The following is a 20,025-nucleotide window of genomic DNA, read 5'->3' as shown; positions in this document are numbered from 1 at the left end:
CCGGCGGGCGGGGTTACAGGCGGGCGGTACCGCGATAAAGGCAAACTTACGGTTTCTTCGACTGGTCGTGCTTCGGCCAGTCGTCGTCATCGTCCCATTTATCGTTAAAATCACGGTGCGGCGGCAGATCGGGTTTGTTGTTAAGGAATTTTTTGTGGTCAACGCGGTTCAGATCTTTAATCACGTTGATAATTACCCCCACCAAAAAGACCAGCACCAGAATCCACCAGTGTTTAATAAGCCATTCCATGCGCGCTTCCTCTTTACGTCAGTACGTCAGGCGACCAGCTGTTCCATTACGCGTTGATACATCCGCGCCAGCAGCTGCAGGTCGGCGGCGTTCACACATTCATTAATTTTGTGAATCGTGGCGTTCACCGGGCCCAGCTCTACCACCTGCGCCCCCATGCGCGCGATAAACCGTCCGTCTGAGGTGCCGCCGTTGGTTAACAGCTGCGGTTTGATCTCATTATAGTGCTCAATCGCGTTGACGACCGCATCCACCAGCTTGCCCCGTCCGGTGAGGAACGGCTGGCCGGAGAGCCACCACTCCACGCTGTAACGCAGCTGGTATTTTTCCAGCAGGGCGACCACCCGGGCTTTGATCATCTCGTCCGTCAGTTCCGTACTGAAGCGGAAGTTGAACTGGACGAACATATCGCCAGGGATCACGTTGTTGCTGCCGGTGCCGGACTGCACGTTGGCAATCTGCATGCTGGTCGGCGGGAAGTATTCATTGCCTTTATCCCACTCGATAGTGACCAGCTCCGCCAGCATCGGCGCCGCGCGATGGACGGGGTTATCGGCAAGGTGCGGATAGGCGACATGGCCCTGTACGCCGTGAATGGTCAGATTGCAGGTCAGCGAGCCGCGGCGGCCGTTTTTCACCACATCGCCGACCACTTCGGTACTGGAGGGTTCGCCGACCAGACAGTAGTCCAGACGCTCGTTACGCGCCATCAGCGTCTCCACCACTTTGACGGTGCCGTTTTTGGCGCTGGCCTCTTCATCAGAGGTAATCAAAAACGCCAGCCGGCCCCGGTGGTTCGGGTACTGCGCGACAAAACGCTCAGCGGCAACCACCATCGCCGCCAGCGAGCCTTTCATATCTGCCGCCCCGCGGCCAAACAGCATCCCGTCGCGGATGGTGGGTTCGAACGGCGGATTGATCCAGCGGTCGGCGTCGCCTGCCGGGACCACGTCGGTGTGGCCGGCGAAGGCCAGCGTCTCGCCGTGGCCGCGCCAGGCCCAGAAGTTCTGCGTATCGCCGAAATCCATCGGTTCAACGGTAAAGCCGATCGCACGCAGGCGTTCAATCATTAACGCCTGGCATCCCGCATCATCGGGGCTAAGGGAAGGGCGGCGAATAAGCTGCTGAGCCAGCTCAATGACCGGGCAAGACATAGACTATACCTCGTTAAACTGCTGATAACTTGCTTCACTAAAACCCAGCAGCATAGGACGACCGGGCGCGCAGAGCAATGGGCGTTTGATAATCGCCGGCATTTCCAGCATCAATGCGGCGGCGGCATCGGCATTATCGATGCTGTTGCGCAGCGATTCGTCCAGCTTGCGCCAGGTGGTGCCGCGGGTGTTCAGCAGCGCCTGCCAGCCCAGTTCGGCAATAAAGGTATCCAGTTGCGCGCGGTCGAGGCCATCGGCGCGGTAGTCATGGAAGCGATAGTCAATCTGATGTGCTTCCAGCCAGCGGCGGGCTTTTTTAATGGTATCGCAGTTTTTAATTCCGTACATGGTGAGCATAGATAAACCTTTAACATTCAATTAAGCGGTTAACTCAGATATTTCCGAATATATAAGCCTTATTGAAATAATACGTGATTCAGATGAATAAATATAACTTTTTACCGGGTATCTTATGCCATGTTTTCGGGTGCTTAAAATTCGCCCAGTCGCGGGCATGATGTGAGGGCACTAACAATATTACGAAAATGTTGCCTGATGGTGCTCTGCATCACATAATTTTTACATACGAGACGGCATAGTGGCGGCAACCAGAGGTTTTATCTCTGTCAGCGGTCCACAAGACAATCAGAGCAATAGGGGAGTACAACTTCCCATCAGCAATGAAGTTATATAGAATCGACCATAATAATAAGAGAGGCTATTATGATTGAACATGAACTGGGGAACTGGAAAGATTTTATTGAAGGCATGCTTCGTAAATAAATTTCCGCAATGTGAGCAGGGGAATAACGCGACGTAAATAAGCGCGTCATGGTTCTGAACACATAAAGAAGGCGACCATCCAGGTCGCCTTTTCTGTTATTCCGGCTCGCCGCCGACGCCCGACGGTTTATTGCGGACGCTCCTTCAGCGGAAAGCGGCGGCGCACCAGCACAAAGAACAGCGGTACGAAAAAGATGGCCAGCACGGTGGCGGAGATCATCCCGCCCATCACCCCGGTACCGACCGCATGCTGGCTGCCGGAGCCGGCTCCGGTGCTGGTGGCCATCGGCAGGACGCCGAAGATAAACGCCAGCGAGGTCATCAGAATGGGGCGCAGGCGCTGACGGCAGGCCGACAGCGTGGCGCTGAGCAGATCCTGGCCTTTCTCGTTGAGCTCATTGGCGAACTCGACGATCAGAATGGCGTTTTTCGCCGACAGGCCGATCACCGTCAACAGGCCCACCTGGAAGTAAACGTCATTCTCCAGGCCGCGCATCCAGGTCGCCAGCAGGGCGCCAATCACCCCGAGCGGGACCACCAGCATCACCGAGAACGGCACCGACCAGCTCTCGTACAGGGCCGCCAGGCACAGGAACACCACCAGCAGAGAAATCGCGTACAGGGCCGGCGCCTGGGCGCCGGAGAGGCGTTCCTGATAGGACATGGCGGTCCATTCGAGGCCAAAGCCGGTTGGCAGTTGCGCGGCCAGTTTCTCCATCATGTCCATCGCGGTACCGGTACTGATGCCCGGCGCCGCCTCACCGACGATCTCCACCGCCGAATAGCCATTGTAGCGCTCCAGACGCGGCGAGCCGGTCTCCCAGCGCGAGGTGGCGAAGGCCGAGAACGGCACCATCGTGCCGCTGCTGTTGCGGACGTACCAGAGATTGATATCGTCAGGCAGCATCCGATATTTCGCCGCCGCCTGGACGTAGACTTTCTTCACCCTCCCGCGATCCATAAAGTCGTTGACGTAGCTCGACCCCCACGCGGTTTGCAGCGTATCGTTGATGTCGTCAATGGAGACGCCCAGCGCCTGAGCTTTACGCTGATCGATATCGACCTGCAGCTGCGGGCTGTCGTCGAGCCCGTTATGCCGGACGCGGGTCAACAGCGGGTTTTTACCCGCCAGCTCAAGCAGCGTATCGCGCGCCGCCATCAGCGCATCGTGCCCCTTACCGGCGTGATCTTCCAGCTCCATATCGAAGCCTGCCGAACTGCCGAGGCCGCTGATCGCCGGCGGGCTGCTGGCGATGACCCGGGCTTCGTTGATCTGATTAAACGCTTTGGTGGCGCGTTCAATAATGGCAAAGGAGGAGCCGGTTTGCGGATCGCGCTGGTCCCAGTCTTTGAGGCGCACGAACATACGGGCTACGTTCTGCCCGTTGCCGCCGGGGCCGGAGCCAACGGTAGCGAACACCGACTCCACGTTTTGCTTCTCGTTATTGAGGAAGTAATCTTCCGCTTTCTGCACCACTTTCAGCGTCTGCTGTTGGGTGCTGCCGCTCGGCAACTGTACCGAGGTGGTGAACATCCCCCGATCCTCCAGCGGCAGGAATGAGGTGGGCAGATGCAGGAACAGGAACACCATCCCGCCGAGCAGAACGACGTAGATCAGCATCCAGCGCAGCGAGCGATGAAGAATTTTGCCGACGAAGGTTTCATAGCGGCTGGCGCTGCGGTTAAAGGTGCGGTTGAACCAGCCGAAGAAGCCTTTTCTCTCATGAGATTCACCTGGCTTAACCGGTTTGAGCAGGGTGGCGCAAAGGGCCGGGGTGAGGATCATGGCCACCAGCACCGAGAGGACCATCGCCGCGACGATAGTAATTGAGAACTGGCGATAGATAGCGCCGGTGGTGCCGCCGAAGAAGGCCATCGGCACAAACACCGCCGACAGCACCATCGCGATCCCCACCAGCGCGCCCTGAATTTGTCCCATCGATTTGCGGGTGGCTTCCCGCGGCGACAGGCCTTCCTCGCTCATGATGCGCTCAACGTTTTCCACCACCACGATGGCGTCATCCACCAGCAGGCCGATAGCCAGCACCATCGCGAACATCGTCAGGGTGTTGATGCTGTAGCCACAGGCATAAAGCACCGCGAAGGTGCCCATCAGCACCACCGGCACGGCGATGGTCGGGATCAGGGTAGCGCGGAAGTTCTGCAGGAACAGATACATCACGAGGAAAACCAGCAGGATCGCCTCCAGCAGGGTTTTCACCACGTCGGTAATGGAAGCCTTCACGAAGGAGGTGGTCTCGTAGGCGACTTTATATTCCAGCCCGTGCGGGAAATACTGCGACAGCTCATTGAGGCGAGCGATCACGCGCTCCGCGGTGGCCATTTCGTTGGCGCCGGAGGCGAGCTTAATTCCCAGGCCAGAGGCGGCCTGGCGGTTATAGCGGCTAAGATAGTCGTACTTCTCCGCCCCCATCTCCACGGTAGCGACATCGCCGAGGGTCACTTCTGAACCATCCTGATTGACGCGCAGGGTGATATTGCGAAACTGTTCCGGGGTTTGCAGCAGAGATTGCGAGTTGATGGTGGCGTTCAGCGCCTGCTTATCGACGGAAGGCGTGCCGCCGAGCTGGCCGACGGCAATCTGGGCGTTCTGCGAACTGATGGCGTCGGTAACATCCTTGGTGGTCAGCTGGAAGCTATTGAGCTTTGCCGGATCGAGCCAGATGCGCATTGAGTATTGCGAGCCGTAGGCGTCGATATCCCCTACGCCGTTGACGCGGCTGAGCGGGTCCTGAATGTTACTGGCGACGTAGTCGGCGATATCCTGTTTATCCATACTGCCGTCGGTGGAGACGAAGGCGAGGGTCAGGATATTGGTATCGCCAGTCTTGCGCACCGTTACCCCCTGGTTTTGCACCGCCTGCGGCAGCTTACGCATCGCCGACTGCAGCTGGTTTTGCACCTGCTGCACGGCTTCGTCCGGGTCGGTACCGGCGGTAAAACTGAGGGTGATGGTCGCCTGGCCGGTGGCGCTGCTCTGGGATGACATATACATCAGGTTATCGAGGCCGGTCATATTCTGTTCGATAACCTGGGTGACGGTATTCTCCAGGGTTTGCGCGGAGGCGCCGGGATAGTTGGCCGTGACCCGCACATTCGGCGGGGCCAGATCGGGATACTGTTCAACCGGCAGCGACAAAATGGCAAGGGTGCCCGTCAGGCATAACAGGATTGCCAGCACCCACGCAAAAATGGGGCGATCGATAAAGAAATTCGCCATCAGAATAAAAACCTCATATGCACATGTTCTTGTTATTGCACAGCCTGTGCCACTTTAGCCCCAGCGCCTCCGGCAATCGTGGAGAAATTAAGGAGATAGTGTAATTTATCATGTTGCTTTTGCCGTATCGTAAAGAAACATCGAACTTTCCTGCCGCCGGGTCGGCCACTCCGCTTCGCCCGCAGCACCCGGGGACGCATTATTCCTTGCCGGTGCGAAACCTGATTTCATTTAAGTCAAAAAAATTGATCCAAAACGGATTCTTTCCAGAAAAAGGGTATCCTGGGCAAATGAACATTGTTCCGGCCTCGTCTTGTCGGGTAATAAATAGGCATGCGCATTAAGGGGTTATTCACCAATAAGACAAAAGGAAGCCATGAACCACTTTATATTGAGCGATAGCCGAAAATGTATCGGTTGCCAGGCCTGCGAAGTGGCCTGCGTAATGGCGCATAACGAGGAGCAACATGCGCTGACCCCGCAGCGCTTTTTGCCCCGTATCACCGTGATTAAAGCAGAAGGGCAGCGTAACGCCATCACCTGCCGCCACTGCGAAGACGCCCCCTGCCTCCGCAGCTGCCCCAACGGCGCCATCGCCCAGACTGGCGACAGCGTTCAGGTCTGTCAGGAGAAATGCATTGGCTGTAAATCCTGCATGGTGGCCTGCCCGTTCGGGGTGATGCAGGTCGTGGTCACGCCACAGGCCGCAGGCCAGGTGAAAGCCAGCGCGCAAAAATGCGATCTGTGCGCGGGCCGCGAGGCGGGACCGGCCTGTGTGGAAAACTGTCCGGCGCAGGCGCTGACCCTCGCCGACGATGAGACATTGACCACGCTGGCCAGGCAGCGGCGTCTGCGATCGGCCTGCCAGGAGGCGCAGCCGTGGCAGCGCGGCGCGGCCCCCGCCAGGCAGCCCGACGCCGGCGAGAAGGCCAGGCAAATGGCGATGACGCCGCCGCGCGGAGAGCCGGATAAGCTGGCGGCGGAGGCGCGTAAGAGCCACTTTGAGGAGATCTATCAGCCGTTCACCCCGACGCAGGCCCGGCAGCAGGCCGCCCGCTGCCTGAAATGTGGAGAACACAGCATCTGTGAATGGACCTGTCCACTGCATAACCACATTCCGCAGTGGGTCGAGCTGGTGAAGGCAGGGGATATCGCCGCCGCGGTCGCCCTGTCCCATCAGACCAACTGTCTGCCGGAGATCACCGGCCGCGTCTGCCCTCAGGACCGGCTGTGTGAGGGCGCCTGCACCCTGCGCGATGAAAGCGGCGCGGTCACCATCGGCAATATTGAGCGATTTATATCCGACCAGGCGCTGGCCAGCGGCTGGCGTCCGGACCTCTCGCAGGTTAAGCCGAGCGGTAAACGGGTGGCGATTATCGGCGCCGGACCGGCCGGGCTGGCCTGCGCCGATGTGCTGGTGCGCCACGGCGTACAGCCGGTGGTCTTTGACCGTCATCCGGAGATCGGCGGCCTGCTGACCTTCGGCATTCCGGCGTTCAAGCTGGATAAGTCACTGCTGGCCCGGCGGCGGGCGATTTTCTGCGAGATGGGCGTCCACTTTGAGCTCAACTGCGAGGTGGGGAAAGATATCCCCCTGGCGACGCTGCTGGCTGAGTATGACGCGGTGTTCGTCGGCGCCGGAACCTATCGCTCCATGAAGGCCGGCCTGCCGAATGAAGAGGCGCCCGGGGTCTACGATGCGCTGCCGTTTCTTATCGCCAACACCAAACAGGTGATGGGGCTGACGGAATCGGCGCTGGAGCCTTATGTCAACACCGCCGGGCTGAACGTGGTGGTGCTGGGGGGCGGCGATACGGCGATGGACTGCGTGCGCACCGCGCTGCGCCATGGCGCCCGCCAGGTGACTTGCGCCTATCGGCGGGATGAAGCCAACATGCCGGGCTCGAAAAAAGAGGTCAAAAACGCCCGCGAAGAGGGGGCGCTCTTTGAGTTTAACGTCCAGCCGGTGACGCTTGAGCTGGACGAGAACGGACGGGTGAACGGGGTTCGCTTTTTGCGCACCGAGCTTGGCGCGCCGGACGCCGGCGGAAGACGCCGCCCGACGCCGATCCCCGGCAGCGAGTTTGTTATGCCGGCAGAGGCGGTGATCATGGCCTTTGGCTTCCACCCGCACCGCATGCCCTGGCTGGAAGCGGCCGGGGTGGCGCTGGACAGCCAGGGGCGGATTAAAGCCGGAGTGGAGAGCCGTTACCGTTATCAGACCAGTCAGGAGAAGATCTTTGCCGGCGGCGATGCCGTGCGCGGCGCCGACCTGGTGGTAACGGCGATGGCGGAAGGCCGTCACGCGGCGCAGGGGATCCTTGACTATCTGGGGCTGAAAACGACGCCGCTTCACTGACGACAAACCCGGCTCCGCAGCGTAGTATGAGGGCGTCCTTTTACGCTGTGGGGTCGGTATGTCACTCAATATTCACGTCATTAAAGATAAAATCCTCTCTGAGAACTGGTTCGTACTACGCAACATGACCTATGAGCTGACGCGGGCGGACGGCAGCGTCGTGCGCCACAAACGCGAGGTCTACGATCGCGGCAATGGCGCCACCGTGCTGCTGTATAACCGCCATAAGCAGACGGTGGTCCTGGTGCGTCAGTTCCGGGTCGCCACCTGGGTCAATGGCAATCATGACGGCATGCTGATTGAAACCTGCGCCGGGCTGCTGGACAACGACGAGCCGGAGGCCTGCATTCGGAAAGAGGCGGTGGAAGAGACCGGCTATGAAGTGGGCGAGGTGCGAAAGCTGTTTGAGCTGTTTATGTCGCCAGGCGGCGTCACCGAAGTGGTGCATTTCTTTATCGCCGAGTACAGCGACGCCCAGCGAACCACCAGCGGCGGCGGGGTGGATGACGAAGCCATCGAGGTGCTGGAGCTGCCCTTTAGCCAGGCGCTACAGATGGTCGCTGATGGGGAGATCCGCGACGGGAAAGCGGTCATTCTGCTGCAGTATCTGCAAACCTCCGGCCTGATGTTGGGGAACTCTGACAAATCCGATTGAGTCAGCGGCTGCCGTTGTCCAGGATAGGCGCCGTGGTCGGGTTTATCTGGGGTCGGGCGGTTCATGCTTTTTCGCATCATTTTTTTCCTCTTTCTGGCGGTGCTGCCTTGCTCACAGGCATGGTCGGCACCGGCGCAGCAGCGCTTCAACGACTGGCAGGTCACCTGTAATAACCAAAATTTCTGCGTCACCCGCAACGTGGGGCTGCATTATGGTCTGGTGATGACCCTCAGCCGCAGCGCCGGGGCGGCTACTGACGCCAGCCTGCGTATCGAACTGGGCGGCACCGGCAATCCGGTGGCGACGCTCGCGCCGATAGCGCCGCGCCTGCTGCTGGATGGTAAACCGCTGTCCCTGACCGACAAGCGCTGGCGCATTGAAGATAAACTCATTAAAACCGACGACAGCGTGACGATCGATGCCTTCCTCCAGCGGGTCCAGGAGGGAAAAACCCTCTCGCTGGCCAACGGCCTGCAGACCATCTCCCTGCAGGGGCTGAAAGCGGCCCTGTTATTTATCGACGCCCGGCAAAAGCGGGTGGGCAGCGAAACGGCCTGGGTCGGCAAAGGGGAGGAGCCGCCGCTCAGCGTACCGCCGGCGCCGGCGCTGCGCGCGGTGGCGAGCGCGGTCACGGCGCAGTCGCCGCTGGGACGTGATGAACTCAACGATCTGATGGACTACGGCAATGAGCGGATGAGCAACAGCAACTGCTCCCTCGATCCGTTCCGCCGCGAAATTCGCGTCACTGCGCTGACGGATGACAAAGTGCTGCTGATGACCAGCTGCGAATCCGGGGCGTACAACACCGTCTGGCTGGCCTGGCTGGTCTCCCGCCAGCGCCCGTATGTCGCCCGTCAGGTGCGGCTGACGCTGCCATTTCAGCCGCCCGGCGAGGCGCCGCGGGAGATTGAGCTGATTAACGCCAGCTATGATGACCGTCGTCATGAGCTGGTGACCCTGGACAAGGGGCGCGCGTCTGGCGATTGCGGGATCCAGACCCGCTGGCGTTTTGACGGCCAGCGGTTCAGCCTCTCCCGTTACGCACAGCAGCCGACGTGCGACAACTGGCAGGGGCCAGATGCCTGGCCCACGCTGTGGATCACCCGTTAAGCACCTGTTCGGCGGTGGCGACGATATGGTCGACCGTAAAGCCAAAGAACGGGAACAGCTGCTCCGCCGGGGCGGATTCACCGTAGCCGGTCATGCCGACGATCTTGCCTTTTAAACCGACATATTTATACCAGTAGTCCGCTATCCCGGCCTCGACGGCCACCCGGGCGCTGACGTCCGACGGCAGCACCGACTCGCGCCAGGCCTCGTCCTGAGCATCAAACACGTCGGTGGAGGGGAGCGAAACCACCCGCACATTCACTCCGTTGGCCAACAGTTTTTCCGCCGCCAGGACGGTGATTTCCACTTCCGAGCCGGTGGCGATGAGGATCAGGTCGGGTTTGCCGCCGGCATCCTTCAGCACGTAGCCGCCCCGGGCGATATCCTGAACCTGTTGCGGGGTACGCGGCATCTGCGCCAGGTTTTGTCGCGACAGGATCAGCGCCGTCGGTCCGCCCTGACGCGCGATGGCCGCCTGCCAGGCGACGGCGGTCTCCACCTGGTCGCAAGGGCGCCAGGTGCTGAAGTTGGGCGTCAGCCGCAGACTGGCCAGCTGTTCCACCGCCTGGTGGGTCGGACCGTCTTCCCCAAGACCGATGGAGTCATGGGTATAGACCATGATCTGCCGGGCCTTCATCAGGGCCGCCATGCGCGCTGCGTTGCGGGCGTATTCCACAAACATCAGAAAGGTCGAGGTATAGGGAATGAAGCCCCCGTGCAGGGCGATGCCGTTGGCCACCGCGGTCATGCCGAATTCGCGCACGCCGTAGTGGATATAGTTGCCGGCGGCATCCTCTTTAATCGATGTCGAGCCAGACCAGATGGTCAGGTTACTCGGCGCGAGATCCGCCGAACCGCCCAGCAGCTCCGGGAGGTGCGGCCCGTACGCGTTCAGCGCATTCTGCGAGGCTTTACGGCTGGCGATCTTCGCCGGCTCGGCCTGCAGCTTCGCCACGTAGTCACGCGCCGTCGCGGCAAAATCCTCCGGCAGGGCGCCTGCCATGCGACGGGTTAGCTCAGCGGCCAGTTCCGGGAACTGCTGCTGGTAGGCGGCGAATTTCTCGTTCCAGGCGTGCTCGGCTTTTTCGCCGCGTGGCCGCGCATCCCAGCCCTGATAGATCTCTTTCGGGATCTCAAAGGGCGGATATTTCCAGCCCAATTGCTGGCGGGCCAGGGCCACCTCTTTTTCACCCAGCGCCGCGCCGTGCGACTCCTCTGAGCCGGCTTTGTTGGGCGAACCGAAGCCGATGATGGTCCGACAGATGATCAGCGACGGCTTATCTTTCACCGCCTGCGCTTCCGTAATGGCCTGTTTGATGGCCTGCGGATCGTGGCCGTCGATATCGCCGATCACATGCCAGTGGTAGGCGCGGAAGCGTTCCGCTGTATCGTCGGAAAACCAGCCTTCGGTTTTGCCGTCGATGGAGATGCCGTTGTGATCGTAAAAACCGATCAGCTTGCCCAGTCCGAGCGTGCCTGCCAGCGAACAGGCTTCATGGGAGATCCCCTCCATCAGACAGCCATCGCCCATGAAAACCCAGGTGTGATGGTCGATAATCTCATGACCGGGGCGGTTAAACTGCGCCGCCAGGGTACGTTCGGCAATGGCCATACCGACGGCGTTCGCCAGCCCCTGGCCCAGCGGGCCGGTGGTGGTCTCCACCCCGGGGGTATAGCCATGCTCCGGGTGACCCGGCGTTTTAGAGTGCAGCTGGCGGAACTGCTTCAGCTCTGACAGCGGCAGATCGTAGCCGGTCAGGTGCAGCAGACTGTAGAGCAGCATCGACGCGTGGCCGTTGGACAGAATAAAGCGGTCGCGGTCCACCCAGCCAGGGTTCTGCGGATTGTGCTTAAGAAAATCGTTCCACAGCACTTCGGCAATATCTGCCATCCCCATTGGCGCACCGGGGTGGCCGGAATTGGCTTTCTGCACCGCGTCCATACTGAGGGCGCGGATGGCGTTGGCAAGCTCTCTTCGGGACATAGTTTTCTCCGTGAGACTAAAGTGACAGTTTGGCGGCAAGCAGATCTTCCAGTTTGCGTTGATCGACGGCGAACAGGCGGATACCCTCCGCCAGCTTTTCGACCGCCATAGGATCCTGATTATGTTCCCAGCGGAACTCCGCCTCGCTGAGCGGCACCGGGCGCGGCAGGATCTGGCTGGCAGGGATCAGTTTGCGCACCACCGGGGCGTCGCTGGCCTGCAGCTCTTTTAATAAAGGCGGGGCGATGGTCAGGCGGTCGCAGCCGACCAGGGCGAGGATCTGCTCGGTGCGGCGGAAGCTGGCGCCCATCACGATGGTGTTGTATTTATGCTGTTTGAAGTAGTCATAGATATTGCGCACGGATTTCACTCCTGGATCTTCCTCAACCACGTAAGGATCCAGCGGTTTGCGCGCCTGATACCAGTCATAAATACGCCCGACGAAAGGGGAGATCAGATAGACCCCGGCTTCGGCGCAGGCCCGGGCCTGGGCGAAGGAAAACAGCAGCGTCAGGTTGCAGTGGATCCCCTCTTTTTCCAGCGTTTCGGCGGCGCGGATCCCCTCCCAGGTGGAGGCCAGCTTGATCAGGATCCGTGACTTATCAATGCCCATCTCCTGATACAGCGCCACCAGATGGCGCGCCTTCTCGATACTCTTCTCCCGGTTGAAGGAGAGCCGGGCGTCCACCTCGGTGGAGACACGGCCAGGAATGCTTTTGAGGATCTCCGCGCCAAAATTGACCGCCAGCTTATCGCAGGCGTGAGTTACCTGCGCTTCGCGGCTGCCTCCTTGCTTTTTGGCCCAGGCGATCGCGTCGTCGATGAGTCCGCTATAGGACCCCAGCCCGGCGGCCTTCAGCAGCAGGGAGGGGTTGGTGGTGGCATCTTCCGGATGGTAGTGGCGGATGGATTCGATGTCGCCGCTGTCGGCGACCACGGTGGTGAACTGCTTAATACTGTCTAGCTGATTCATGGATAAGTCCTCCTGGAACAAGGTGTTACATGAGTGCTTGCCGGTATGCGGTATAAATATTGATGAGGTACATAACCAAAAAGCATAGCAGACGGGGCTATTATTGGCGGCGAATCCGGGTAACATAACCGCTATAAATTGATAACAACCAGATCATAGCGATGGCCAGAGTTTGGCGGTGTTCAAAGTTTATCGCCCCGCCAGGAGGGATACTGTCTGCCACTGAAAGGTGAACGACAGGATGGTCATCACGCTTTTTCCCTACGAACGATACGTGAAAGAAAGGAATATAAAATGGATGAGCAGTTAAAACAGAGCGCCCTCGACTTCCACGAATTTCCGGTTCCCGGAAAAATCCAGGTCTCGCCGACCAAACCTCTCGCCACCCAACGCGATCTGGCACTGGCCTACTCGCCGGGCGTCGCGGCCCCCTGTCTGGAAATCGAAAAAGATCCGCTGGCGGCCTACAAATATACCGCTCGCGGCAACCTGGTGGCGGTCGTCTCCAACGGCACCGCGGTGCTGGGGCTTGGCAACATCGGCGCCCTGGCCGGCAAACCGGTAATGGAGGGCAAAGGCGTCCTGTTTAAGAAATTTGCCGGCATCGATGTGTTTGATATCGAAGTCGATGAGCTGGACCCGGACAAATTCATTAACGTCGTCGCCGCCCTCGAGCCGACCTTCGGCGGCATCAACCTCGAAGATATTAAAGCGCCGGAGTGTTTCTACATTGAGCAGCAGCTGCGCGAGCGGATGAATATTCCGGTGTTCCATGACGATCAGCACGGCACGGCGATCATCAGCACCGCGGCGATCCTCAACGGCCTGCGTGTCGTTGAGAAGAATCTGTCCGACGTGCGGATGGTGGTCTCCGGCGCGGGGGCGGCGGCTATCGCCTGCATGAACCTGCTGGTGGCGCTGGGGATGCAAAAGCACAACATCGTGGTCTGCGATTCGAAAGGCGTTATCTATAAGGATCGTGAGCCGAACATGGCGGAAACCAAAGCGGCCTACGCAGTGGAAGACGACGGCAAACGCACCCTCGATGACGTGATCGACGGCGCGGACATTTTCCTCGGCTGCTCCGGTCCGAAAGTGCTGACCCCGGAGATGGTGAAGAAGATGGCGCGCGCGCCGCTGATCCTCGCCCTGGCCAACCCGGAGCCGGAAATTCTGCCGCCGCTGGCGAAGCAGGTCCGCGATGACGCCATCATCTGCACCGGCCGCTCCGACTACCCTAACCAGGTCAACAACGTCCTCTGCTTCCCGTTCATCTTCCGCGGCGCGCTGGACGTCGGCGCGACGGCGATCAACGAAGAGATGAAGCTGGCGGCGGTGCATGCCATTGCCGAGCTGGCCCACGCCGAGCAGAGCGAAGTGGTGGCCTCCGCCTACGGCGATCAGGATTTAAGCTTTGGCCCGGACTACATTATTCCGAAACCGTTCGATCCGCGGCTGATCGTCAAGATCGCCCCCGCGGTGGCGAAGGCGGCGATGGACTCCGGCGTGGCGACGCGCCCGATCGCCGATTTTGACGCCTATATCGAGAAGCTGAGCGAGTTCGTCTATAAGACCAACCTGTTTATGAAGCCAATCTTCTCTCAGGCGCGCAAAGAGCCGAAGCGCGTGGTGCTGGCGGAAGGGGAGGAGACCCGGGTGCTGCACGCCACCCAGGAGCTGGTGTCGCTGGGGCTGGCCAAACCGATTCTGGTGGGGCGCCCGAGCGTGATTGAAATGCGCATCCAGAAGCTGGGCCTGCAGATCAAGGCCGGCGTTGACTTCGAGATCGTCAATAATGAATCCGACCCGCGGTTTAAAGAGTACTGGAGCGAGTACTACCAGCTGATGAAACGCCGCGGCATTACCCAGGAGCAGGCGCAGCGGGCGGTGATTAGCAACACCACGGTGATTGGCGCCATCATGGTTCACCGTGGCGAAGCGGATGCGATGATCTGCGGCACCATTGGCGAGTACCACGACCACTACCGCGTGGTGCAGCCGCTGTTCGGCTATCGCGACGGCGTCAGCACCGCCGGGGCGATGAACGCGCTGCTGCTGCCGAGCGGCAACACCTTTATCGCTGACACCTATGTCAATCACGATCCATCGCCGGAAGAGCTGGCGGAGATCACCCTGATGGCGGCGGAAAGCGTGCGTCGCTTTGGTATCGAACCGCGGGTGGCGTTGCTGTCACATTCCAACTTTGGCTCTGCCGACTGCCCGTCCGCCAGCAAGATGCGCAGAACCCTTGAGCTGGTGAAGGCGCGCGCGCCGGAGCTGATGATCGATGGCGAAATGCATGGCGACGCCGCGCTGGTGGAAAGCATTCGCAACGATCGCATGCCGGACAGCCCGCTGAAGGGGTCGGCCAATATTCTGGTGATGCCGAATATGGAAGCCGCCCGGATCAGCTATAACCTGCTGCGCGTCTCCAGTTCGGAAGGGGTCACCGTCGGGCCGGTGCTGATGGGGGTAGCGAAGCCGGTGCATATCCTGACGCCGATCGCCTCTGTGCGTCGCATCGTGAATATGGTGGCGCTGGCGGTTGTCGAAGCGCAAACCGAACCGCTGTAAACGTCATAAAAAAGCCCCGGTACTCCGGGGCTTTTTGGTCTGATTTGGCGTCGCTCAGATCCAGGCTTTCACTTTAATAAACTCGTTCAGCGCCGCCTCAGGGCTGCCGGCCTCCGGCTGGTAATCATATTCCCAGCGTACCAGCGGCGGCATCGACATCAGAATAGATTCCGTCCTACCGCCGGTCTGCAGACCGAACAGGGTACCACGGTCCCAGACCAGATTGAATTCGACGTAGCGGCCGCGGCGATAGAGCTGAAAATGGCGCTCACGCTCGCCGTACGGCGTGGCTTTTCGGCGTTCGACGATGGGTAAATAGGCGTCAGCGTAACCGTTACCCACTGCCTGCATAAAGGCGAAGCAGTGGTCAAAATCCGGGGTGTTCAGGTCGTCAAAGAACAGACCGCCAATCCCGCGCTGTTCCTGGCGGTGCTTCAGATAGAAATAATCATCGCACCATTTTTTATAGCGCGGATAGACGGCTTCGCCGAACGGCAGACACAGATCGCGGGCGGTACGATGCCAGTGGACGGCATCCTCTTCAAAGCCGTAGTAGGGGGTTAAATCAAAGCCGCCCCCGAACCACCACACTGGCTCGGCGCCAGGCTTTTCGGCAATAAAGAACCGCACGTTGGCGTGGCTGGTGGGCACATAGGGGTTCAGCGGATGGACCACCAGCGAGACGCCCATGGCTTCAAAGCTGCGTCCGGCCAGCTCCGGGCGGTGGGCGGTGGCGGAGGCTGGCATGGCGTCGCCATGGACATGGGAAAAGTTGACCCCCGCCTGCTCGAACACATTGCCGTCGCGCAGCACCCGGCTGCGTCCGCCGCCGCCGCCTTCCCGCTGCCAGGCGTCTTCAATAAACGGCGCGCCATCCACGGCGCTTAGCTGCTGACAGAGGCTGTCCTGCAGCTGGAGCAGAAAAGTTTTAACCTGCGCGGCATCGGGTTTCATTAACGTCTCTTCGAATGGGCTTTCTGGTTATCGAACCAGTGGAAATAGCTGATAATGCCGTTGGCAATCGCGGTGGCGATTTTCTGCCGGAAGGCGGTGGTGCCGAGCAGTTTTTCCTCGTTCGGGTTCGTAATGAACGAGGTTTCCACCAGCACGGACGGTATGGACGGCGACTTCAGCACCACGAACGCCGCCTGTTCGGTATTCCGGCTGTGCAGCTTATGCACCGGCTTGATCTTTTTCAGGATATGCGAGCCCAGCGTCAGGCTGTTTTTAATGGTGTCGGTCTGTACCAGATCGAACAGCACCTGCTGCAGCAGATGGTCTTTATCCGTCGCTTTCTTACCGGCGACCTCGTCGGCGCGGTTTTCGCGATCGGAGAGGTATTTCGCCATGGCGCTACTGGCGCCGCGGTTTGACAGAGCGAACACCGAGGCGCCGGCAGCGCTCGGGTTGGTGAAGCCATCGGCGTGGATCGACATAAACAGATCGGCGCCGTGCTGATGGGCAATCTCCACGCGGTCATACAGCGGGATAAAGGTATCGCCGGTGCGGGTCAGGCGGGCGTCAATGCCGTTGCTGCGCAAGATGCTGCGCACGTTCTTAGCGATGGCCAGCACCACATGCTTCTCTTTCGAGCCGTTATGGCCGATAGCCCCGGTGTCGATGCCGCCGTGGCCCGGGTCGAGCATCACAATGCGGCGTGCGCCGGCCTTTTTGGCGGCGGGTTTGCTGTGTCCATTTGATGTTTTCAGTGGCTGCTCTTTTGCGCTGACCTGTGCAGTGACGCCGCTCAGCGTCATGGCAGCCAGCCCGGCTTTCAGCACCTGACGGCGCGAAGCAAGTATTTTTAAGGGTTTAAAAGTGCTCATTCGGCCTGAATTGTAAACAAGTGATGTCCAATGTTATATCGTATCGCGTTTGCCGTTACGACCATTCAAAATAAGAATTGTTTTACTTTTCATTTCAATACATGACAAAGTCATATTATGCCATTTTTTGTCGCTGATTTCGCCTGATATTGGCTATCAGTCATATTCGCGCCATAATCACTGTTTTTAACCGTCAATGGTGGGGAATACCATGGAGATTCGCGTTTTTCGCCAGCAGGATTTCGAAGAGGTTGTGACGCTGTGGGAGCGTTGCGATCTGCTGCGTCCCTGGAACGATCCGGAGATGGATATTGAGCGCAAGCTGAATCACGATGTCAGTCTGTTCCTGGTGGCGGAAGTGAACGGCGAAGTCGTCGGTACGGTGATGGGCGGATATGACGGCCATCGCGGGTCGGCCTACTATCTGGGCGTCCATCCGGAATATCGCGGTCGGGGGATCGCGAACGCGCTGCTCAACCGTCTGGAGAAAAAGCTGATTGCTCGCGGCTGCCCGAAAATCAATATTATGGTCCGCGAGGACAACGACGTGGTGCAGGGGATGTACGAGCGGCTGGGCTATGAGTACGCCGATGTTCTGACCCTGGGCAAACGCCTGATTGAAGATGAAGAATACTGAGTTTATCCCCGCCGATTTTGATGCCCATGGCCGTCTGCGTCTGCCTTTCCTTTTCTGGTGCGTGCTGTTGTTACAGGCCCGCACCTGGGTGCTGTTCTTGATGGCCGGCGCGTCGCGTCAGCAGGGCGACGCGATTCTAAATCTGTTCTATCCCGATCACGACCGCTTCTGGCTCGGTCTACTCCCCGGCGTGCCGGCGGTGCTGGCCTTTCTGCTTAGCGGCTATCGTCAGCGCCTGCCGCGCCTGTGGCGGGCGATGCGCTGGCTGCTGGTGTTATCGCAAGTGCTGCTCTTGCTGTGGCAGCCGATGCTATGGCTGAGCGGCGAATCTCCCTCCTCGCTGACCATCGCACTGCTGGCGGCGGATGGTTATGCCCTGTGGTGGCTGGCGACCAGCCGTCGCCTCGGCGCCTGTTTTCGCCAGACCACCTTTTAATGGCACTTTTTGCCGATCGTGAACTCCAACATGCGTTGAATGACTCAGAAAGGATTGTGATATGAAATCGCTACGTGTAATGCTCTGCGCGCTTCCGCTGGCGCTGACCGGCTGCTCAACGATGAGCGCGGTCAACTGGTCGGCGGCCTATCCGTGGAACTGGTTTGGTTCTTCCACCGAGGTGACCGAGCAGGGGGTGGGGAAACTGACGGCGTCCACGCCGCTCAACGAACAGGCCATTAGCGATGCGCTGGGGAGCGACTACCGTTTGCGCAGCGGAATGAAGACCGATAAGGGGAATATCGTCCACTACTTTGAAGCGCTGAAAGACAACAGCGTGGCGCTGACCATCAATGGCGACAACGGCGCCATCAGCCGGATTGACGTGCGCGATGCCGAAATCAAAACCGCCAGCGGCGTGAAAATCGGCACACCGTTCAGCGACCTGTACAGCAAAGCCTTCGGCAACTGCCAGAAAGGCAGCAATGACAATGGCGCGGTCGTCGAGTGTCAGGCCGAGGGGAGCCAGCATATCAGTTACGCCTTCACCGGTCACTGGAGCGGCCCGGAGGAGCTGATGCCCTCCGACGATACGCTGAAAAACTGGAAGGTCAGCAAAATTATCTGGCGTCGCTAAATTGATCTGAAGAGACACGATGGCCCTGAAAAACGGTTACAATGGCGCGTTAGCAACGCGACAGCGTTGTAGTTGCATCATTTCAGGAGGAGCGATGTCTCAGGTTCAGAGCGGCATTTTGCCGGAACATTGCCGCGCGGCGATTTGGATTGAAGCCAATATCAAAGGGGACGTTAACGCCCTGCGCGAAGCGAGCAAAAATTTTGTCGATAACGTGGCCACCTTCCAGGCTAAATTCCCTGACGCTAAACTCGGTGCGGTGGTGGCGTTCGGCAATACCGTCTGGCGTCAGCTGAGCGGCGGCGAAGGGGCGGAGGAGTTAAAAGATTTTCCGGTCTACGGCAAAGGGCTGGCGCCATCCACCCAGTATGACCTGCTGATTCATATTTTATCCGCCCGCCATGAAGTGAACTTCTCGGTGGCGCAGGCCGCGCTGGCCGCCTTTGGCGACGCTATCGAGGTGAAAGAAGAGATCCACGGCTTCCGCTGGGTGGAAGAGCGTGACCTCAGCGGCTTCGTCGACGGCACCGAAAACCCGGCGGGGGAAGAAACCCGTCGTGAAGTGGCGGTGATCAAAGACGGCGTGGACGCGGGCGGCAGCTACGTATTCGTCCAGCGCTGGGAGCATAATCTCAAACAGCTGAACCGCATGAGCGTGCCGGATCAGGAGATGATGATTGGCCGCACCAAGGATGCCAACGAAGAGATCGATGGCGACGCACGTCCGGTCACGTCTCACCTGAGCCGCGTTGACTTAAAAGAAGATGGCAAAGGGCTGAAAATCGTCCGCCAGAGCCTGCCGTATGGCACCGCCAGCGGTACCCATGGCCTCTATTTTTGCGCCTACTGCGCGCGTCTGTACAACATCGAGCAGCAGCTGCTGAGCATGTTCGGCGATACCGACGGCAAACGCGACGCGATGCTGCGCTTCACCAAACCGGTGACCGGCGGCTATTACTTCGCGCCGTCCCTGGAGCGTATTCAGGCGCTGTAATGCTTTCCCTTCACCCTAACCCTCTCCCTGAGGGAGAGGGCCGGGGTGAGGGGGAAAGTTGCTCGTGCGTGCGCAGGATCACCTGCAGCACGCCGGTTTCGTTCCGGTCATACTCGATTTTCCAGAAGCGTAAACGGTCCAGCCTTGCTGCTTAAGCCATGTTGTGCGGCGGGCATCGTATTCAGTCCGGCTGTCATCCTGGCCGCCGTCGAGCTCAATCACCAGGCGAAATCTTGAATATAGGGTCCAGCGGGATGCTGGCGGTGAAACTTGTAGCTGGCAAAACGGCGATCGCGCAGCTGGTGCCACAGGCGGCGCTCCTGCGGCGTCAGGTGGCGGCGCAACTGCCGGGCGTAATTTGTGCTGTTTTCCATTAACAAAGTGTGCCACGCTGTTCGCCCCTCGTCCGATT

Annotated in this window: 17 protein-coding genes and 1 pseudogene; 9 read left to right on the top strand and 9 right to left on the bottom strand. The window is 59.5% G+C overall.

Going from position 1 to position 20,025, the window contains the following annotated elements; translation table 11 throughout:
- Positions 1 to 46: 46 nt before the first annotated feature.
- Genes ACLH1U_RS17170 through ACLH1U_RS17160 form a run of 3 tightly spaced genes read right to left on the bottom strand, consistent with a single transcriptional unit; the run spans position 47 to position 1,761 of the window.
- The gene (locus ACLH1U_RS17170; protein ID WP_002913768.1) at positions 47 to 250 is read right to left on the bottom strand and encodes a YpfN family protein; all 204 of its coding nucleotides are present in this window, start codon (positions 248 to 250) and stop codon (positions 47 to 49) included.
- Positions 251 to 276: 26 nt separating this feature from the next.
- Positions 277 to 1,404, bottom strand: a complete 1,128-nt coding sequence (dapE, locus tag ACLH1U_RS17165) for a succinyl-diaminopimelate desuccinylase (RefSeq protein ID WP_023290611.1) — start codon at positions 1,402 to 1,404, stop codon at positions 277 to 279.
- Positions 1,405 to 1,407: 3 nt separating this feature from the next.
- A complete protein-coding gene (locus ACLH1U_RS17160) occupies positions 1,408 to 1,761 on the bottom strand; it encodes an ArsC family reductase (protein ID WP_023290610.1) in 354 nt (117 codons plus the stop codon).
- Between the two features lie 366 nt (positions 1,762 to 2,127).
- Between ACLH1U_RS17160 and ypfM the strand changes: the two genes are divergently transcribed.
- Positions 2,128 to 2,187, top strand: coding sequence for a protein YpfM (ypfM, locus tag ACLH1U_RS17155; protein ID WP_100181659.1), 60 nt, complete (start codon positions 2,128 to 2,130; stop codon positions 2,185 to 2,187).
- Positions 2,188 to 2,314: 127 nt separating this feature from the next.
- Here the strand turns inward: ypfM and acrD are convergent, their stop codons facing one another.
- Positions 2,315 to 5,428 carry a multidrug efflux RND transporter permease AcrD gene (acrD, locus tag ACLH1U_RS17150; protein ID WP_032453700.1) on the bottom strand — a complete coding sequence of 1,038 codons (3,114 nt, stop codon included), beginning with the start codon at positions 5,426 to 5,428 and terminating at the stop codon, positions 2,315 to 2,317.
- Between the two features lie 376 nt (positions 5,429 to 5,804).
- Between acrD and aegA the strand changes: the two genes are divergently transcribed.
- The 3 genes from aegA (at position 5,805) to ACLH1U_RS17135 (ending at position 9,552) form a co-directional block, all read left to right on the top strand.
- Positions 5,805 to 7,787: a formate-dependent uric acid utilization protein AegA gene (gene aegA, locus ACLH1U_RS17145; RefSeq protein ID WP_261902142.1), complete on the top strand. Its 1,983-nt coding sequence runs from the start codon at positions 5,805 to 5,807 to the stop codon at positions 7,785 to 7,787.
- A gap of 58 nt (positions 7,788 to 7,845) precedes the next feature.
- Complete coding sequence (gene nudK, locus ACLH1U_RS17140; protein ID WP_032453697.1) at positions 7,846 to 8,442, top strand: GDP-mannose pyrophosphatase NudK; 597 nt, start codon at positions 7,846 to 7,848, stop codon at positions 8,440 to 8,442.
- Positions 8,443 to 8,505: 63 nt separating this feature from the next.
- The gene (locus ACLH1U_RS17135; RefSeq protein ID WP_023290607.1) at positions 8,506 to 9,552 is read left to right on the top strand and encodes a DUF1176 domain-containing protein; all 1,047 of its coding nucleotides are present in this window, start codon (positions 8,506 to 8,508) and stop codon (positions 9,550 to 9,552) included.
- Here ACLH1U_RS17135 and tkt read toward each other — a convergent pair.
- Positions 9,542 to 11,536 (bottom strand): transketolase, encoded by a 1,995-nt coding sequence (gene tkt / locus ACLH1U_RS17130; RefSeq protein WP_023290606.1) that lies wholly within the window; start codon positions 11,534 to 11,536, stop codon positions 9,542 to 9,544. The two genes, ACLH1U_RS17135 and tkt, sit on opposite strands and share 11 nt — an antisense overlap.
- A 16-nt stretch (positions 11,537 to 11,552) precedes the next feature.
- Positions 11,553 to 12,509 carry a transaldolase gene (tal, locus tag ACLH1U_RS17125; protein WP_217220447.1) on the bottom strand — a complete coding sequence of 319 codons (957 nt, stop codon included), beginning with the start codon at positions 12,507 to 12,509 and terminating at the stop codon, positions 11,553 to 11,555.
- 294 nt (positions 12,510 to 12,803) lie between these two features.
- Here tal and maeB point away from each other — a divergent pair, with 294 nt between their 5' ends.
- Entirely contained in the window at positions 12,804 to 15,083 is a 2,280-nt protein-coding gene (maeB, locus tag ACLH1U_RS17120) for an NADP-dependent oxaloacetate-decarboxylating malate dehydrogenase (RefSeq protein WP_023290604.1), read from the top strand.
- A 54-nt stretch (positions 15,084 to 15,137) separates the two neighbouring features.
- Here the strand turns inward: maeB and hemF are convergent, their stop codons facing one another.
- Both hemF and amiA read right to left on the bottom strand, forming a co-directional pair.
- Positions 15,138 to 16,037: an oxygen-dependent coproporphyrinogen oxidase gene (gene hemF, locus ACLH1U_RS17115; protein WP_032453691.1), complete on the bottom strand. Its 900-nt coding sequence runs from the start codon at positions 16,035 to 16,037 to the stop codon at positions 15,138 to 15,140.
- Positions 16,037 to 16,909, bottom strand: a complete 873-nt coding sequence (gene amiA / locus ACLH1U_RS17110) for an N-acetylmuramoyl-L-alanine amidase AmiA (RefSeq protein ID WP_004201984.1) — start codon at positions 16,907 to 16,909, stop codon at positions 16,037 to 16,039. The genes hemF and amiA overlap by 1 nt, the downstream gene beginning before the upstream one ends.
- 211 nt (positions 16,910 to 17,120) lie before the next feature.
- Here amiA and ACLH1U_RS17105 point away from each other — a divergent pair, with 211 nt between their 5' ends.
- The 4 genes from ACLH1U_RS17105 (at position 17,121) to ACLH1U_RS17090 (ending at position 19,613) form a co-directional block, all read left to right on the top strand.
- Positions 17,121 to 17,546, top strand: coding sequence for a GNAT family acetyltransferase (locus ACLH1U_RS17105; protein ID WP_002913637.1), 426 nt, complete (start codon positions 17,121 to 17,123; stop codon positions 17,544 to 17,546).
- A complete protein-coding gene (locus ACLH1U_RS17100) occupies positions 17,533 to 17,982 on the top strand; it encodes a DUF2919 domain-containing protein (protein ID WP_411299354.1) in 450 nt (149 codons plus the stop codon). The genes ACLH1U_RS17105 and ACLH1U_RS17100 overlap by 14 nt, the downstream gene beginning before the upstream one ends.
- 61 nt (positions 17,983 to 18,043) lie before the next feature.
- A complete protein-coding gene (locus ACLH1U_RS17095) occupies positions 18,044 to 18,619 on the top strand; it encodes an RpoE-regulated lipoprotein (RefSeq protein ID WP_032453689.1) in 576 nt (191 codons plus the stop codon).
- Between the two features lie 94 nt (positions 18,620 to 18,713).
- Positions 18,714 to 19,613 (top strand): Dyp-type peroxidase, encoded by a 900-nt coding sequence (locus ACLH1U_RS17090; RefSeq protein WP_023290600.1) that lies wholly within the window; start codon positions 18,714 to 18,716, stop codon positions 19,611 to 19,613.
- Between the two features lie 10 nt (positions 19,614 to 19,623).
- On the opposite strand, the pseudogene ACLH1U_RS17085 reads toward ACLH1U_RS17090, so the two are convergent.
- Positions 19,624 to 19,987, bottom strand: a pseudogene (locus ACLH1U_RS17085) (DUF559 domain-containing protein).
- Positions 19,988 to 20,025 lie beyond the last annotated feature (38 nt).

The sequence above is a fragment of the Klebsiella sp. 1SOBk5mer genome, assembly GCF_046603115.1.
GTDB classification, from domain to species: Bacteria; Pseudomonadota; Gammaproteobacteria; order Enterobacterales; family Enterobacteriaceae; genus Klebsiella; species Klebsiella quasipneumoniae.
The sequence above is the reverse complement of the archived record's forward strand: the minus strand, read 5'-3'. Positions and strand labels throughout refer to the sequence as shown.